This is a genomic window from Cupriavidus gilardii (assembly GCF_013314895.1).
GTDB classification, from domain to species: Bacteria; Pseudomonadota; Gammaproteobacteria; order Burkholderiales; family Burkholderiaceae; genus Cupriavidus; species Cupriavidus gilardii_C.
On record NZ_JABTYE010000009.1, the window covers coordinates 97,462 to 112,916 of the forward strand.

Sequence of the window (15,455 nt, forward strand, 5' to 3'; positions counted from 1 at the left end):
CCCCCTGCCTCAGATGACGCCGCCGTTGGCGCGCAGCGTCTGCCCATTGATCCAGGCGCCATCCGGGCCGGCGAGGAAGGCCACCGCGTTGGCGATATCGTCGGGTTGCCCCAGCCGCTCCAGCGGTGCGAGCTTTGCCAGGCGCTCGATGACCTCCTGCGGTTTGCCGTCGAGAAACAGCGCGGTGGCCGTGGGACCGGGCGCCACCGTATTGACGGTGATATTTCGGCCGCGCAATTCCTTGGTCAGCACGTGGGTCATCGCTTCGACGCCGGCCTTGGTCGCCGCATACACCGCGTAGGTCGGTTGATACAGGCCCACCACGCTCGACGACAGATTGATGATCCGCCCGCCCTGCCGCAGCCGCCGCGCGGCCTCGCGCAGCGTGTTGAAAGTGCCCTTCAGATTGATCGCGATATGGCTGTCGAACAGCGCGTCGTCGCTGTCGGCCAGCGCCGCCAGCCGCATGATGCCGGCGTTGTTGACCAGCACGTCGACGCCACCGAAGGCGGTCTCGGCGGCATCGAACAGGCGCCGGACGGCTGCGCCGTCGCTGACATCCGCCTGCGCCGTGATGGCGCGGCCGCCGGCCTGCTCGATCTGCCGGGCCAATGCCTCGGCATCGCGCGCGCTGCCCGCATAGTTGATGACGACGGTGAAGCCGTCGCGGGCCAGACGCTGGGCAATGGCGGCGCCGATGCCGCGCGAGGCACCGGTCACGATGGCGACTTGGTCTTGAGTGCTCATGTTGGTTCTCCGCTCGAGGGTCGCTAAGGAAGGTCGCGACATGGGAGAACTATGCGCGGCGGCGCCGAAAAGATCATCGCCCCGGCATTGGCAGGACTGTTAGCCGGGCTTGAACAATGGTGCCGCCCGGGCTATTGCGTCCCGAGCAGCACGGCGATCAGGCTGTCGGCCACCGTGCGCAGCCGCTTCTCGTCCTGATAGACCCGTTCGACCACCACCAGCCCGCGCGTGAACGTGACGATCAGCCGGGCTGCCTGCCGCGGCGGCAGCGCGAGTTCTGCCGGCTGCGCTTGCTGGTCCTCGCGCGACAGGCGATCGAACAGCACCTGTTCGATATCGTCGAGCAGCGCCTTCAGCGCCGCGCGCATCGGGCCGTCCAGATCCTCGGTGCCCACGGCGGTCTTGGTGCTGAGGCAGCCGCGAGTCGGCGTCCCGGTCGTCATCGACGTGATGACGCAGGAGAAGAAGCCGCGCAGCGCATCGCGCAACTTCGGCTTGTCCAGGGCCACCCGCATCTGGCCGACGAACCGCTCGCGGTAGACGTCGAACACGCGCAGGAACAGCGTCTGCTTGTCGCCATAGGCGTTGTACAACGAGCCGCGCTGCACCCCCGTCGCTTCGGCCAGTTCCTGCATCGAGGTCGCGGCATAGCCCTTCTGCCAGAACAACGCCAATGCCTTGTCCAGCGCCAGGTTTTCATCGAATTGGCGAACGCCAGCCATCTGTTTCTCCGAATGCAGGGGCGTCAAAACCCCCTTGAAGACATGCCGCCATTTAAGCCCATTATTGACACCCCCGTCAATCTTGACTATGTTGGCAAACATGACATGAGTGTCAAACATCGCATGTCGATCGCGTTATCGCTGGACGATGGCTTCCGCCACCCTCAAACCCCGAACGAATGACCAAGCCCTCCCCCACCTTCACGCCCGCACAGCTCGACCGTGCGCTGGTCTGGCGCTATATCTTTGCCGGCCTGTGCGCCAGCCTCGACAGCATCGGGCTGGCGCGCTTCGCCTTCACGCCGCTGATCCCCGAACTGATCCAGGCGCACTGGTTCCCCGCTTCCAGCGTGATCTATCTCGGTGCCGCCAACCTGGCCGGCTATGTCTGCGGCGCGCTGATCGGCCGGACGGTCGGGGCGCGCCTGGGCAACGAACGCACGCTGCGGCTGATGATGGTGTGGATCACCGCCGCCTTCCTTGCCTGCGCCGTGCCGCTGTCGTTCGGCTGGTATTTCTCGTGGCGCTTCATGTCCGGCATGGCAGGCGGCGTCGTCATGGTGCTGGTGGCCGGCACCATCCTGCCGCACGTGCCCCCGGCGCGCAAAGGCGCCGCGAGCGGCGCGATCTTCCTCGGCCTGGGGCTTGGGATTGCGGGATCGGGCACCCTGATTCCGCTGCTGCTGCAACTGGGCCTGGCCCAGACCTGGATCGGCCTGGGCATTCTGTCGGCGCTGCTGACCGCCGCCAGCTGGTTCGCGTGGCCGCCGCGGCAACTGGATCGCCACCCGACAGCAGCGGTGAAAGCGGCGGCGTCCGCGAAGTCGCATTTCGGCGGCGCCGTCTCGATGCTGTACCTGCAGTACGCGCTGATGGCCACGGCGGCCGTGGTGCCGATGGTCTTTCTGGTGGACTTCATCGCACGCGGTCTGGGTGCGGGCACGCATCTGGGTGCGGTGTTCTGGGCAATCTACGGCCTGGGCGCCATCGCGGGCCCGCCGCTGTATGGCTTCCTCGCCGATCGCCTCGGCGCCAGCCCGAGCATCCGGCTGGTATCGCTGGTGCTCGCCATCGTGCTGGCCGCGGTCTACATCACCGACAATCTGCTGGTGCTGGGCGCCCTGACCGTTGTCATTGGCACCTTCGCGCCCGGCATGGTGCCGTTGGCGCTGGCCCGCGTGCACGAACTCGTGCCGGAGCATGCGCCACGGCAGAACATCGCCTGGAGCCGCGCCAGCATCCTGTCGGCGGCGGCAATGGCAGTCGCGGGTTACGCCTATTCCGCGCTGTTCAATGCCACCGGGGGATCGCACCGGCTGCTGTTTCTGACCGCGGCGGCGCTGCTCCTGGTGGCATTGCTGGCGGACCTCTGCTTCCCCGCCAAGGCCAGGGATTCGCAGATGGCCCGCTCCTGAGCGTGCGTTACGCCGTCGCGTCAATCATTTCCAGCACGGCCGCCGCCAGCTCGCTTTGCGCGTCGCCGAGGGGCTCGAGCGCATCGAAATGGTGGCCGTTCTCCTGCGCGACGATGCTGACAGGCACGCCGCGTTGCCGGAGCAGCGCGGCATATTCCGCCTGCTGCCTGTGATACTCCGCCGATTCGTCGCCGCCGACGGTCAGGATCATCGGCAGCGCGTTGGCGGCAGGCGGATGGTGAATCGGGCTGTAGGCGGCAACGTCCGCCTCCGTCAGCCCCACCACCTTGTTGAGATAGCACAGCCGGATCGGCTCCAGATCGTAGAGCCCGCTGATCGAGCATCCGCCCTTGAGTACGTCCGACGGCAGGCCCAAATCCTGCCAGCGCGTGCCGGCCAGCATGCCGACCAGTTGGCCTCCCGCCGAATGGCCGGATACGAAGATCCGGTTGGCATCGAAGCCCAGCACTCTCGCGTTCCGATGCAACCACACCACGGCACTGCGGTTGTCGCGCACGATCTCGGCCATCGTCGCGTCTGGTGCGAGCCGGTAGTTCAGCATCGCCACATCGATGCCGCGAGCAAGATACGGTGCGGCCAGATGGCTGGAATCGGACTTGTCCAGCGCTTGCCAATAACCCCCATGAATGAAGATCAGCAGCGGCCGGCCTGGCCCGCCGGCGGGGAAATAATCCAGCGTCTGCTTCGGTGCGCTGCCATAGGCGAGGTTTTCCTCGACCGCATGCGCCTGGCGAAAGGCCGCGGCCTGCGCGGCCCATCGCGCAAGGATGGCCGGGTGCTGCGGCACCGCCGCCCGGTTGTTGTACTGCTTGTCCAGCGATTCCTGATCCAGATGGCGAAACACGGGCATGGAACGAACCTCCGTATTGGCGGACGTCGATGACAGGCTGACGATATCCGCTCGGGAATATCAGCCTTGGGGCTGCCCCTCTTCCCCGACGATCCGCCGCACCAGATCGCACACCGTCGGCACCAATGACTCCAGCCGTGCCGGCCCGGCTCCCTCGATCCGTTCCAGCACCAGTTCATGCACGGCGCCGACCAGGGCCAGCGCGCTTTCGTAGGGAAGGCGCTGCCGGCGGCGGTGATCGGTGCCGACGGTGCGCTGGATGAATTCGGCCAGGTCGCGATGGACCTGCCGGCGCACCGCCAGTCCGGGACCGCCGAGGCTGAGAATCTCGATGAACAGCGTGCGCAGCAGCGCCGGATTGCCTGCCATATAGCCGAGATAGGCACGCATCGCGCCTTCGACCTGGGCGATCCACGGCTGGCGCGGATCGATCGCGTCGCGCAGCACCTGCAGCGCATGCCGGCTCGCGCTGACGTACAGGGCCATCAGGCAATCGGCCTTGGAATCGAAATGCTCGTAGAAGGTCCGGCGCGAGACGTTGGCCTCGGCCACGATATCGGCGATGGTGACCTCGGCATAGCCTTTGCGAGCCACGGCGCCGGCCATGCCTTCGAGCAGGCGGCGTCGATGTTCGCTGCGGTCCGGCGCAGTGCCGGCGGTCAGGATGGCGGATGCGTGCATGGGCGGCTCGTCATGGGCGGCTCGTTATTCGCCGCCATGGTACTTGACAGTACCGATCCACGCCATCATGATCGGTACTCTGCAGTACCAGCCCACGCAGTACCAGTCCAGGGAGACCACCGTGACGCATCTCGTCGTTCGCCGCCTGCTCGTCGATATGGAAGCGCCGATCCCGCGGCACTGGTGCGCGGGCGATCCGTTCCGCACCGCCTTTCTCAATGCGCTGTCGATGAGCTTTCCGGTCGGCGAGCAGTTCTTTATCGATGCGGTGCGCAATGGCCTGAAGGCACTGCCGCCCGGGCGGCAGGACGAGTTCCGCGCCGAGGTGCAGGGATTCGTCGGGCAGGAGGCCACGCACCGCCGCCTGCACGGGCTCTACAACGAGCATCTGCGCAGGCAGGGTCTGGTCAATCACTGGGAGGTCCGTTCGAAGGAACGCCTGAAACAGCTCGAAGGCGTGGACCCGCGCCACCCGCTCGCAATCACGGCGGCGTTCGAACACTTCACCGCGATCTTCGCCGACTGGATGCTGCGCAATCCCGACCTGCTGGGCGAGCAGGATCCGCGTCTGGCGACGCTATGGCTGTGGCACAGCGCCGAGGAAACCGAGCATCGCAACACCGCCTTCGATCTGTACCAGGCGCTCGGCGGCTCGCACGAATGGCGCATCACCTGGTTCCGCCGCATCAGCATCACCTTCCTCGGCGATGCGCTGCGCCAGACCATCGACAATCTGCGCCGCGACGGCACGCTGTGGCAATGGCGAACGTGGACGGGGGCGGCCCGATTCCTGTTCGGCAAGCGGGGCCTGATCCGGCAGACCTTCGTCGCGTGGCGCGACTACTTCCGCCGCGACTTCCATCCGACCGACCACGACGCCGGCGCATCGAGGCAATGGCTGGACGCCCACCGGGACAAATACGTGCCGGTAGGCGGTTGAACGAACGGCCAAGCGAAGCCGGCGGCCGCGCTTGCCCGTTCCTTACCAGTACGACAGCGTCAGCAGCCCCAACAGCAGGATCGCGATAAACACCCACAGCACCGGGCGTGCAATCAGGTGGCGGCCGCGGGTCGAGGCGTGGGCGGCCTCGGCATTGGTGCCGTACTCATCTTTTCTCGGCATGGCGATGACTCGAAAGGCTTGAAGTATTGGGCCTGACGCACGGATCATGCCGGGCGCAAAAGCCTGCTCGCTGCGGTGCGCCATGCCGCGGCACCGTGCAATTTTGACAACGGGATGGCCGCGCTGGCCTGCGCCCGGTCCTCGCCCTTGGGGCGCGCCGCCCGCGCGGCGTGCGATCACCGGGCACACCTTTCCCATCCCGTCATCGGCTCGGCTATGCTTCGTTGGCCGGATTCCGCTGAGCCAGCATCCGGCACGCGCTCCACCAAGACCAACAAAGCAAGGAGACCCGATGCGCATCGTCCGCCGGCGGCCCGCCGCCACCCTGCTCCGCAACATTGCCTTCGTCGCCGCCGCCCTGCCCGTGCTGGCCGGCACGGCCTCGGCAGCGCCGCCCACCGACCGTTATGCCGCGCCCGGCCTGGAGAAGCCTGCCAGCATCCTGATCGATCGCTGGGGCGTGCCGCACATCTACGCCGGCACGCTGTACGACGCCTTCTACGCGCAAGGCTTCATCGCCGCGCGCGACCGGCTCTGGCAGATCGACCTGTGGCGCAAGCGCGGGCTCGGCGAGATGGCCAAGGACTTCGGTCCGGCCTATGTCGACGGCGACCGCATGGCGCGGGCGGTGCTGTATCGCGGCGACATGTACCGCGAATGGCTGGCCTACGGCTCCGACGCGAAGCGCGTGGCCGAGGCCTTCGTCGCCGGCGTCAACGCCTACGTGGCGCTGACCGAGGCGCAGCCCGACTTGCTGCCGCGCGAGTTCAAGCAGCTCGGCTACAAGCCGGCGCGCTGGCGGGCCGAGGACATCGTCCGCATCCGGCACCACGGCCTGACGCTGAATTTCACCGGCGAGGTCGATCGGGCCACGCTGTACTGCCAGGCCAGGGAGCAGGCGGCCCGTGCCGACTGGCTGCGGCGCGAACTCGATCCGCCGATCACGCCGACGCTGCCCGAGGGCCTGGACCCTTGCGCCGTGCCCGCCGCCGCGCTGAAAAAAGCCTATACGCTGGCCACGGCGGCCGCCAATTTCCCCAAGGAGGCCTGGCAGAAGGCCAGCGCCGACGCAGTGCCGGTGGACCAGCTCTACGCCGCCGTCGATGCCAACAGCGATACCGGCCGCAGCCTCGGGTCGAACAACTGGGTCATCGCCGGCAGCCGCACATCGACCGGGCGTCCCATCCTGGCCAACGACCCGCACCGCGCGCACGGCGCGCCGAGCCTGCGTTATGTCTCGCACCTGAACGCGCCCGGCCTGTCGGTGATCGGCGCGGGCGAGCCCTTCCTGCCCGGCATCTCGATCGGCCATAACGGCACGATCGCTTTCGGCCTGACCCGCTTCTACATGGATCAGGAGGACCTGTACGTCTACGAGACCGATCCCGCGCAGCCCAAGTCCTACCGCTATCGCGGACGCTGGGAGCCGATGGAGACCATCACCGAGAAGATCGAAGTGCGCGGCGAGGCCGAGCCGCGCACGGTCACCGTGGACTTCACGCGCCACGGCCCGGTGCTGCATGCCGACGACGCCAGCCATCGCGCCTGGGCGCTGCGCGCGGCCTGGCTCGATACCGGCATGGCGCCGTACTTCGGCTCGATGGACTATATGCGCGCCACCAACTGGGACCAGTTCCGCGCGGCGATGAACCGCTGGGGCGCCCCCGGCGAGAACCAGGTCTATGCCGATCGCAGCGGCAATATCGGCTGGATTCCGGGCGGCCTGACGGTGATCCGCCCCAACTGGGACGGCCTGTTCCCGGTACCCGGCGACGGCCGCTACGAGTGGGCGGGCTACCGCAACATGGACGAGCTTCCGTGGGCCTACAACCCGTCCGCCGGCCATATCGTCACCGCCAACGAGAACAATATTCCGCCGGATCATCCGGCCGCGAAGCTCGGCGTCGGCTACGAATGGAGCGACAGCTCGCGGGCGCGCCGGCTCAAGAGCCTGGTCGCCGCCACGCCGGTCAGCTCGCTGCGCGATTCGATCGCGTGGCAGAACGACACCGTGTCGCTGCCCGCGCAACGCACGCTGGCGGTGATGCGCACCGTCGGCAATGCCGGCGCCGCGGCATCGCTGCTGCAGGATCCCCAGGTGCAGCGCGCCGTCGCGCTGCTGCGCGGCTGGGACGGCAATGTGCGCGCCGACAGCGTGCCGGCCGCGTTGTTCGAGATCTGGTTCAGCAACCATCTGCGGCAGGCGGTGGTGCGCGCGGCGCTGCCCGCGGGCGCTGCCAAGCTGGTCGGCGCCGGCGATGCGGCGCGCGTGCTGGCGGTGCTGGAGCAGCCGGACCCGTGGATGCCGGCGGCGCGGCGCGACGAAGTCATGCTGACCTCGCTGAAGGCCGCGATGGCCGAGCTCGAGCGCCGTTCGCCGTCGCCGGAGCAGCTGGCGAGCTGGGGCGCGCTGCATCGCGCGATCTTCCGCCATCCGCTGGCCAATATCGTCGACGACGCCACGCGCGCTCAGTACAACGTCGATGCGGGCGGCATCGGCGGGTCCGCGTTCACGCCGATGAACACCGGCTACCGCAACAGCGACTATCACCTGACCTCCGGCGCGTCGTTTCGCATGGTGCTGGACGTCGGCAACTGGGATCAGGGGCGTGTCGTCAATACGCCGGGACAGTCGGGCGATCCGGCCAATCCGCACTATCGCGACCTTGCGCCGGTGTGGGCCAAGGGGCAGACCTTCCCGCTGCTGTATTCGCGCAAGGCGATCGAGCGGGCCGCGGAGAAGCGGATCGAGCTGACGCCGCGCTAAGGCGCGGCCACCGCATCGGCCCCGAGCGCCGATGCAGTCCGCGGGCGTGCCTCGTGCACGCCCGCGACATGCACACCGAACCCGGTGCGCCCCGGCGCGAGATCGTCGCGCAAGGTCAGCTGGGGAATCGCATAATCCCCGCCGTTCTGCCGGCGGAATGGAATCGGCGGCGTCGTGCCCAGCCGCTCCAGGCGCTGCCCGAGTTCGGCTTGAATGGTGACGAACCGCGCCGCGTCGACACGGCCGGTGCGGTAGACCACGTAGGGCGGCAGCACGTCGAAGCCCGGGTAGTACAGGATCCCGTGATGGATCGGGAACAGGATGTCGTCGATCGGCCCGTTGATGCCGCGCGGACTGTAATGCGATTCCCATCCGCCTGCGGTCACGATCAGCATCGCACGCTTGCCGGCCAGCGTGCCCTCGCCATAGCGATCGCCCCAGCGCGCATCCGAGTGCTCGCCCACGCCATAGGCAAATCCATAGGCATAAACGCGCTCCACCCATCCCTTCAGGATCGCCGGCATCGAGAACCACCACAGCGGAAACTGCAGGATCACCGCATCGGCCCACAGCAGCTTGCGCTGTTCGGCGGCGATGTCCTCGCTTTGCCTGCCGTGCTCGAAGGCGTGCCTGGAGTCGAGCGACGGATCGAAGCGAGCCCCGGCCTGATGGTCGAGATTGTCGGCGGCGTCGAGCGTGGCCTTCCACTGCATCGCGTACAGATCGGACAGCTGCACGGTGTGGCCGGCTTGCCTTAGCCGCTCAAGGGTAAAGTCGCGAATCGCCCCGTTCAACGAGCGCGGTTTAGGATGTGCATAGACCAGAAGAACATTCATCGTAAGCCTCCATAGCGAGAGGAAGCCAGATTAGGGGTGCGTCCGGTATATTGGAAATGAATTTCCAATATTCCAGGTATTGTCATGAACAATTTCGGACGGCTGGATCTGAACCTGCTGATCACGCTCGACGTGCTGCTGGCCGAGCGCAATGTCACCCGTGCGGCGGAGCGGCTGAACCTGTCGCAGCCCTCGGTCAGCGTGCAGCTGGCCAAGCTGCGCGAAACGCTCGGCGACCCGCTGCTGCTGCCGGGCCCGCGCGGCATGCGGCCGACCGCGCGCGCCGAGGCGCTGCGCGAGCCCTTGCGCGAAGCGCTCGAGGCGCTGCAGCGTGCTGTGTCGCCACAGCGCGCGTTCGATCCGGCGCAGGCGACCGACACCTGGCGCGTTGCCGCCTTCGACTACGCCGAATCGACCATCGTGCTGCCGCTGCTGCGCGGCTTGCGCACGATGGCGCCCGGCACCCGGCTGGCGATCGTGCAGCCGGTGCCGTCGTTGCTGGCCAGGCAGGCGGAACAGGGCGAGATCGATCTGGCCTTCCATACGACCGACGGCGCGCCGCAGAACCTGCATCGCCGTCCCCTGTTCACCGAGCGCTATGTGCTGGTCGGCCGCGCCGGACATCCGGGCCTGAAGCGCAAGCCGACACCGGCACAGTTCTGCCGGCTCGAACACGTGATCGTGTCGCCCGATGGCGGCGGCTTTCACGGGCCGACCGACGAGGCGCTGGCCGCGCGCGGGCTGTCACGCCGGGTCGTACTGTCGGTGCCGCATTTCCTGTTCGTGCTTTCCGTGCTGGCCAGCACCGATCTGGTTGCGATGCTGCCGTCGCGCCTGGTACGCGAGGCCGCCGGCCTGCGGGCGGTCGAAGCCCCGATCGAGATCCCGGGATACGAGATGTCGATGCTGTGGCATGAGCGCGTCCATCGCGACCCCGCGCATCGATGGCTGCGCGACACCATCGTCGATTGCGTCTAGAGGCCATTTCCAGCCGGCCATGGGCCACTACAACGCCACTACAACGCCACCACTACGCCACCACTACGCGTGCGCCATGCCCGGCAACAACGGAATGCGCCCGGCCAGGAAATCCATCAGCACGCGCACGCGGGCCGGCTGATAGCGCCGGCTCGGATAGACCAGAAAGGCTTGTTGCGCGGTGCCATCCCAGCGTGGCAGCACGCGCACCAGCGTGCCGTCGTCCAGCAGGTCCTGCACCAGCCAGGCCGGCGTCAATCCGAAGCCGGTCCCGGCGATAAAGCCCTCGCGCATCGCCAGCGAGTTGTTGACCCGATAGCGGCACGGCGCCTCCACCGTGGCCGAGCCATCCGGGCCTTCCAGCACGATCGAGTCGCCGCCCGCCAGCCATGTGAAACGCAGCATCGGCACGGACGCCAGGTCCGCGGGACGGCGGATGCGCTTGTGCTGGCCCATCAGCGCGGGGCTCGCAACGAGCATCCGCGGCGATACGGCGATGGGCCGCGCGACCACGTTGGGCGGCAACTGCGCGCCCAGGCGCAGCGCCAGATCGACACCCTCGCCGACCAGGTCGACATAGCGGTCGTCGAACAGCAGCTCGACATCCACCTCGGGATAGCGCTGCTGGAATTCCAGCACCAGCGCATTCAGACGCAGCACGCCGAAGCTGACGGGCGCGCTCAGGCGCACCAGCCCGGACGGGCGCTCGACCTGGCCCTGCGCATCGCCCACCGCCTCGCCGAACTCCTCCAGCACGCGGCGCGCGCGCTCGTAGAAGCGCCGCCCGGCCTCGGTCGGCGACAGGCTGGTGGTACTGCGCTCCAGCAGCCGTACGCCGAGCTGCTTCTCGAGCGCGGCGACGATCTTGCTGATGGTGGGTTGCGATGCCTGCTGTTCGCGCGCGACGGCCGACAGACTGCCCAGCTCCACGGCTCGCACGAAGGTCTGCATTGCGCGAATGGTGTCCATGACGGAGTCCTTGGCTGGCACGGCCTGGTTCGGGGGAATATCGAGGTGGCGGCGTGCGCCCTCATTCCAATATCGAATGAGCAGCATGCCATTTTGCCATCTTCTGCAACACATCGGCATACCGTAGCGTGACGGCTGTACCGGCTAGCGGCCGGGCTTTCACAGGACGATTCCAACCATGCCGACCTTTTCTCTCCATGTCTTGCGCGAACACTGGCGGCAGATCAGCGCCGCCGTCATGCTGGGCGTGGCCACGTTCGCCGCGTCCGCCGCCGAGGCGCCGGCCGTCGACTGGCTGCCCACCTGGACCGCAAGCGAGCAGGCGATCTGGCAGGCCGGCGAGTTGCCGCTGCCCACCGGTGTGCCGGCGCGGCTGGACAGGCAGACGCTGCGGCAGATCGCGCGCGTCAGCGCCGGCGGCCGGCGCGCGCGGCTGGTGCTGTCCAACCGATATGGCAGCGGGCCGATCACGATCGGCGCGGCGCGGCTGGCCCTGGCCGCCGGGCGCGATCGCATCGACGCCAGTACCGATCGTGTGGCGACCTTCGGCGGCAGGCCATCGATCACGATTGCGCCAGGCGGCACCGTCACCAGCGATCCCATCGCGCTCGCACTGCCGCCGCTGAGCGAAGTCGCGGTCAGCCTGTATCTGCCAAAACCGGTCCGGCCCGGCGGCTTTCATTGGGACGGCCGGCAGACCGCGTGGCTGGCGCCGGGCGATGCCACCCGCGCTGCCACGCTGCCGAACGCAAGCAACTTCACCGGCCGGCTGCTGCTCGCGGCCATCGAGGTGGAAGCGCGCCAGGACGCTGGCGCCGTGGTGGCGATCGGCGATTCGATCACCGAAGGCAACGGCTCGACCGTCGACGCCAATCGCCGCTGGCCGGACCGTCTGGCCGAACGGCTGGCGCCGCACGGTCTGGCGGTCCTCAATGCCGGCATCTCGGGCGGGCAGTTGTTGCGCGACGGCATGGGAGAATCCGCGCTGGCGCGCTTCGAGCGCGACGTCCTGCGGCACAACGGCGTCCGCACGGTGATCGTCGCGATCGGCATCAACGATATCGGCTGGCCGGGTTCGACCTTCGCGCCGCGCACACCCTTGCCCGACGCGGCCGCCATGATCGAGGGCTACCGCGCGCTGATCCGCCGCGCGCAGCAGCGCGGCCTTCGCGTGATCGGCGCCACCATCACGCCGTTCGCCGGCGCGCTGGCCGGCACACCGATCCGCGGCTACGACCGGCCACCGCAAAAGGAGGTGCTGCGGCAAGCCGTCAATGCGTGGATTCGCGGCAGCGGCGAGTTCGACGGTGTCGCGGATTTCGATGCCGCGGTCCGCGACCCGGAAAGGCCGGAAGCGATGCTGCCGCGCTACGACAGCGGCGATCATCTGCATCCGGGCGATGCCGGCTATCTGCGGATGGCCGAGGTCGCGGCCACTGCAGTGGGTGCCCTCGACTGACGCCGGGGCGATCGATCTATCGGCCGGAGTCGGTCAGCTTCGCCACCGCGGCCTGCAGGATCTCGTCGGACAGCGCAGGCTCGTCCACCGCGCGCGACAGCATCAGCGCACCGACGATCTGCGACAAGGCGGCAAGCGCCTCGGGCCGCGACATCTCCACGCCCGCCTGCCGCTTCATCTCGATCAGCATGCCGGCATAACCCTCGACCGCCCTGGAGAAAACGGCCCGCACCGGCTGCGCGCGGTGGCGCGTATGGCCGCTGCAGGCGGCCAGCAAGCAGCCACGGTCCGCCGCATCGCGGTGCGCCGCCGACAGATAGCGCGCGATAAAGGCGGCGAAGGCCTGCTCGCCGCCCTCCTCGCGCATCCGCTGCCAGAACCCCAGGTTCTCCTCGAGCGCCTGCTCGCTGGCCTCGCGCGCGAGCTCCTCCTTCGAGGCGAACTGCTTGTAGAAGCCGCCCTGCGTCAAACCCGCCGCCTTCATCAGATCGGCGATGCCGATGCCATCGAAACCGTGCTCGCGGAACAGCCGGCTCGAGGTTTCGACGACCCGACGGCGGTTCTCTTCGGCCTGTGCGCGACTGACCCGCATCTCGCTCTCCTGTGACAGGGCGCGAACGCCTCCCGGACGATCCGCCCCAAATAGATGTTGATCCAAATCTAAAAAGCCTTTAGATTGCGTTCGACATCATAACCACTTGCAGTCCCCGATGGCGAGCGTGCCGGGAGGAAATCCAATGCAGGACATGCCAGTCGACGCCCGCGCCAACGCTTCCGTCGGCGCAGCGGCCGTTGCCACCCCCACCCACACGCTGCGCGGCAGCACGCTGGCGATGCTCGGCGGCCTCGCCGCCTTGGGCGCGCTGGCAACCAACATCATCCTGCCGGCCTTCCCAGCCATGGGCGCCAGCCTTGGCGTGCCGGTGGCCGACCTCGGCGCCGCGCTCAGCAGCTTCTTCCTGGCCTTCGCGGTGGGCCAGCTGGCCGCCGGCCCGCTGTCCGACCGCTGGGGCCGCCAGCCGCTGGTGCTTGGCGGCCTGGCGGTCTTTATCGTCGGCAGCCTGATCTGTGCTGCGGCCGATACGCTCGGCATGCTGATCGCCGGCCGCGTGGTGCAGGCCTTCGGCGTCTGCGCGGCCTCGGTACTGTCGCGGGCGATCGCAAGGGACCTGTTCGATGGCGCCGCGCTGGCGCGCGCGCTCGCCCTGACCATGGTCGCGATGGCCGCCGCGCCCGGCTTCTCGCCGCTGATCGGCAGCGCGCTGGACAGCTGGCTCGGCTGGCGCTCGGCCTTTGTCGCGCTGGCCGTGGCCGCCGCGGCATTGGCGATCCACTACCGCGTTTGCACCGGCGAGACGCATGCACCGGACCGGCGCCAGGCCGTGTCGATGGGCAAGGTCCTGCGCGGCTATCTCGCGTTGCTGGGCGATCGCCGCTTTATCCTGCCGGCCGGCGCCGTGGGGCTGATGACCGGCAATACCTTCACCTTCTTCGCCGCCGCGCCGCGCGTGCTGATGGGCAAGCTGGGCTTGTCTTCGCTGGCGCTCGGGCTGTTCTTCGCGATCACCGTGTTCGTCGTGTTCGCCGCGGGCTTTCTGGCGCCGCGCCTGGCGAAGGCCCGCGGCCCGCGCCCGGTGGCCATGTCCGGCCTCGTCATTGCCGCCGCCGGCGGCGCCGCGCTGATGGCCGTACCGGGGACATCGCTGGCGGGCTTCGTCGGCGCGATCGCGGTATTCCTGTTCGGCATGGGGCTGGTCAATCCGCTGGCGACCGCGATGACGCTGCAGCCGTTCGGGCGCGAAGCAGGTGCCGCGTCCGCGCTGCTGGGCTTCCTGCAGATGTTCTGCGCGGCGCTGGGCACCACGCTGGCGTCGCAGCCGTCCGATACGCCGGCACGCCTGCTCGGCATGGTCATTGCAGCGGCCTCGATCGTCGGTCTGCTGCTGTTCCTGCGAACCCGCGCCCAGGCATCAGGCGGGACACCGGCGGGATAGCGGCGGCGCCCTGGCCGGGCCGGGCTGGAACTTCACGCCGGCGCACCGACTCAGACCGGGATATCGCTGTCCGACAGCATCGGCCGCTTGCCTGGCGGCCCTACCGTCAAGAGGTGCCCAGATGAGACTGCAAGGCAAGACTGTCCTGGTGACCGGCGCCGCCTCCGGCATCGGCCGCGGCATCGCGCTGCGGCTGGCCAGCGAAGGCGCCAGCGTGGTGGTCGCGGTGCATCGGCTGGACGAACGGTCCGAGCAGGTCTGCAAGGAGATCCGCGAGGCCGGCGTGCAGGCATGGCTGGTGCAGGGCGACGTTGCGGGCGTGGCCGAGGTCGAGCGGCTGTTCCGCGAGGCCGTCGATGCCGCCGGTTCGATCGACGCGCTGGTCAACAACGCCGGCATCGAGATCCGGGCGCCGTTCGGCGAGGTCACGGAGGAAGACTACGACCGCGTGCTGAACGTCAATCTGAAAGGCCCGTTCTTCCTGTCGCAGCAATTCGTGCACCACTGCAGGCAGCAGGGACGCGGCGGCAAGATCGTCAATATCAGCTCGGTGCACGAAGACCTGCCCTTTCCCAACTTCACCAGCTACTGCGTCAGCAAGGGCGGACTGCGCATGCTGATGCGCAACCTGGCGATCGAGCTGGCCCCGCTCGGCATCACTGTCAACAACATCGCGCCCGGGGCCATCCAGACGCCGATCAATCACGCGTTGCAGCAACGCCCCGATCAACTGCGCGCGCTGCTGGCCAACATCCCGCTGGGCCGCCTCGGCGAGCCGGGCGACGTGGCGGGATTGGCGGCCTTCCTGTGCAGCACCGACGCGGATTACATCACGGGGGCCACGCTGGTGATCGACGGCGGGCTGCTGTGGAATTACAGCGAGCAGTAAGGCG

Annotated in this window: 15 protein-coding genes; 7 read left to right on the top strand and 8 right to left on the bottom strand. The window is 68.2% G+C overall.

Translation table 11 applies throughout. From position 1 onward, the window contains the following. Positions 1 to 9 precede the first annotated feature (9 nt). Together HTY53_RS11100 and HTY53_RS11105 are read right to left on the bottom strand one after the other, a co-directional pair. Positions 10 to 747 (bottom strand): SDR family oxidoreductase, encoded by a 738-nt coding sequence (locus tag HTY53_RS11100; protein ID WP_174106569.1) that lies wholly within the window; start codon positions 745 to 747, stop codon positions 10 to 12. Positions 748 to 878: 131 nt separating this feature from the next. Beyond that, the gene (locus tag HTY53_RS11105) at positions 879 to 1,469 is read right to left on the bottom strand and encodes a TetR/AcrR family transcriptional regulator (RefSeq protein ID WP_174106571.1); all 591 of its coding nucleotides are present in this window, start codon (positions 1,467 to 1,469) and stop codon (positions 879 to 881) included. A gap of 179 nt (positions 1,470 to 1,648) precedes the next feature. On the opposite strand from HTY53_RS11105, the gene HTY53_RS11110 reads away from it, so the two are divergent. After that, entirely contained in the window at positions 1,649 to 2,884 is a 1,236-nt protein-coding gene (locus tag HTY53_RS11110) for a YbfB/YjiJ family MFS transporter (RefSeq protein WP_174106573.1), read from the top strand. A 7-nt stretch (positions 2,885 to 2,891) separates the two neighbouring features. On the opposite strand, the gene HTY53_RS11115 is transcribed toward HTY53_RS11110, so the two are convergent. Together HTY53_RS11115 and HTY53_RS11120 are read right to left on the bottom strand one after the other, a co-directional pair. Then, on the bottom strand, positions 2,892 to 3,755 hold the full coding sequence (locus HTY53_RS11115; protein ID WP_174106574.1) for an alpha/beta hydrolase: 864 nt from the start codon (positions 3,753 to 3,755) through the stop codon (positions 2,892 to 2,894). A 60-nt stretch (positions 3,756 to 3,815) separates the two neighbouring features. Continuing rightward, entirely contained in the window at positions 3,816 to 4,436 is a 621-nt protein-coding gene (locus tag HTY53_RS11120; protein ID WP_174106576.1) for a TetR/AcrR family transcriptional regulator, read from the bottom strand. A 121-nt stretch (positions 4,437 to 4,557) separates the two neighbouring features. Between HTY53_RS11120 and HTY53_RS11125 the strand changes: the two genes are divergently transcribed. Next, entirely contained in the window at positions 4,558 to 5,376 is an 819-nt protein-coding gene (locus tag HTY53_RS11125) for a metal-dependent hydrolase (protein ID WP_174106728.1), read from the top strand. A 42-nt stretch (positions 5,377 to 5,418) separates the two neighbouring features. On the opposite strand, the gene HTY53_RS11130 is transcribed toward HTY53_RS11125, so the two are convergent. Beyond that, on the bottom strand, positions 5,419 to 5,559 hold the full coding sequence (locus HTY53_RS11130; protein ID WP_174106578.1) for a hypothetical protein: 141 nt from the start codon (positions 5,557 to 5,559) through the stop codon (positions 5,419 to 5,421). 292 nt (positions 5,560 to 5,851) lie between these two features. Between HTY53_RS11130 and HTY53_RS11135 the strand changes: the two genes are divergently transcribed. Then, entirely contained in the window at positions 5,852 to 8,326 is a 2,475-nt protein-coding gene (locus HTY53_RS11135) for a penicillin acylase family protein (RefSeq protein ID WP_174106579.1), read from the top strand. Here the strand turns inward: HTY53_RS11135 and HTY53_RS11140 are convergent. Continuing rightward, on the bottom strand, positions 8,323 to 9,162 hold the full coding sequence (locus HTY53_RS11140; RefSeq protein ID WP_174106581.1) for an NAD(P)H-dependent oxidoreductase: 840 nt from the start codon (positions 9,160 to 9,162) through the stop codon (positions 8,323 to 8,325). The two genes, HTY53_RS11135 and HTY53_RS11140, sit on opposite strands and share 4 nt — an antisense overlap. 84 nt (positions 9,163 to 9,246) lie before the next feature. On the opposite strand from HTY53_RS11140, the gene HTY53_RS11145 reads away from it, so the two are divergent. Further along, positions 9,247 to 10,140 carry a LysR family transcriptional regulator gene (locus HTY53_RS11145; protein ID WP_174106583.1) on the top strand — a complete coding sequence of 298 codons (894 nt, stop codon included), beginning with the start codon at positions 9,247 to 9,249 and terminating at the stop codon, positions 10,138 to 10,140. A gap of 63 nt (positions 10,141 to 10,203) precedes the next feature. On the opposite strand, the gene HTY53_RS11150 is transcribed toward HTY53_RS11145, so the two are convergent. Beyond that, positions 10,204 to 11,109, bottom strand: coding sequence for a LysR family transcriptional regulator (locus tag HTY53_RS11150; RefSeq protein WP_174106585.1), 906 nt, complete (start codon positions 11,107 to 11,109; stop codon positions 10,204 to 10,206). Between the two features lie 178 nt (positions 11,110 to 11,287). On the opposite strand from HTY53_RS11150, the gene HTY53_RS11155 reads away from it, so the two are divergent. Then, positions 11,288 to 12,568 carry an SGNH/GDSL hydrolase family protein gene (locus HTY53_RS11155; RefSeq protein ID WP_174106587.1) on the top strand — a complete coding sequence of 427 codons (1,281 nt, stop codon included), beginning with the start codon at positions 11,288 to 11,290 and terminating at the stop codon, positions 12,566 to 12,568. A gap of 16 nt (positions 12,569 to 12,584) precedes the next feature. Here the strand turns inward: HTY53_RS11155 and HTY53_RS11160 are convergent, their stop codons facing one another. Further along, positions 12,585 to 13,160 (bottom strand): TetR/AcrR family transcriptional regulator, encoded by a 576-nt coding sequence (locus tag HTY53_RS11160; RefSeq protein ID WP_174106589.1) that lies wholly within the window; start codon positions 13,158 to 13,160, stop codon positions 12,585 to 12,587. A 145-nt stretch (positions 13,161 to 13,305) separates the two neighbouring features. On the opposite strand from HTY53_RS11160, the gene HTY53_RS11165 reads away from it, so the two are divergent. Both HTY53_RS11165 and HTY53_RS11170 read left to right on the top strand, forming a co-directional pair. Further along, entirely contained in the window at positions 13,306 to 14,562 is a 1,257-nt protein-coding gene (locus HTY53_RS11165; RefSeq protein WP_254599903.1) for a Bcr/CflA family efflux MFS transporter, read from the top strand. A gap of 121 nt (positions 14,563 to 14,683) precedes the next feature. After that, the gene (locus HTY53_RS11170; protein ID WP_174106591.1) at positions 14,684 to 15,451 is read left to right on the top strand and encodes an SDR family NAD(P)-dependent oxidoreductase; all 768 of its coding nucleotides are present in this window, start codon (positions 14,684 to 14,686) and stop codon (positions 15,449 to 15,451) included. Positions 15,452 to 15,455 lie beyond the last annotated feature (4 nt).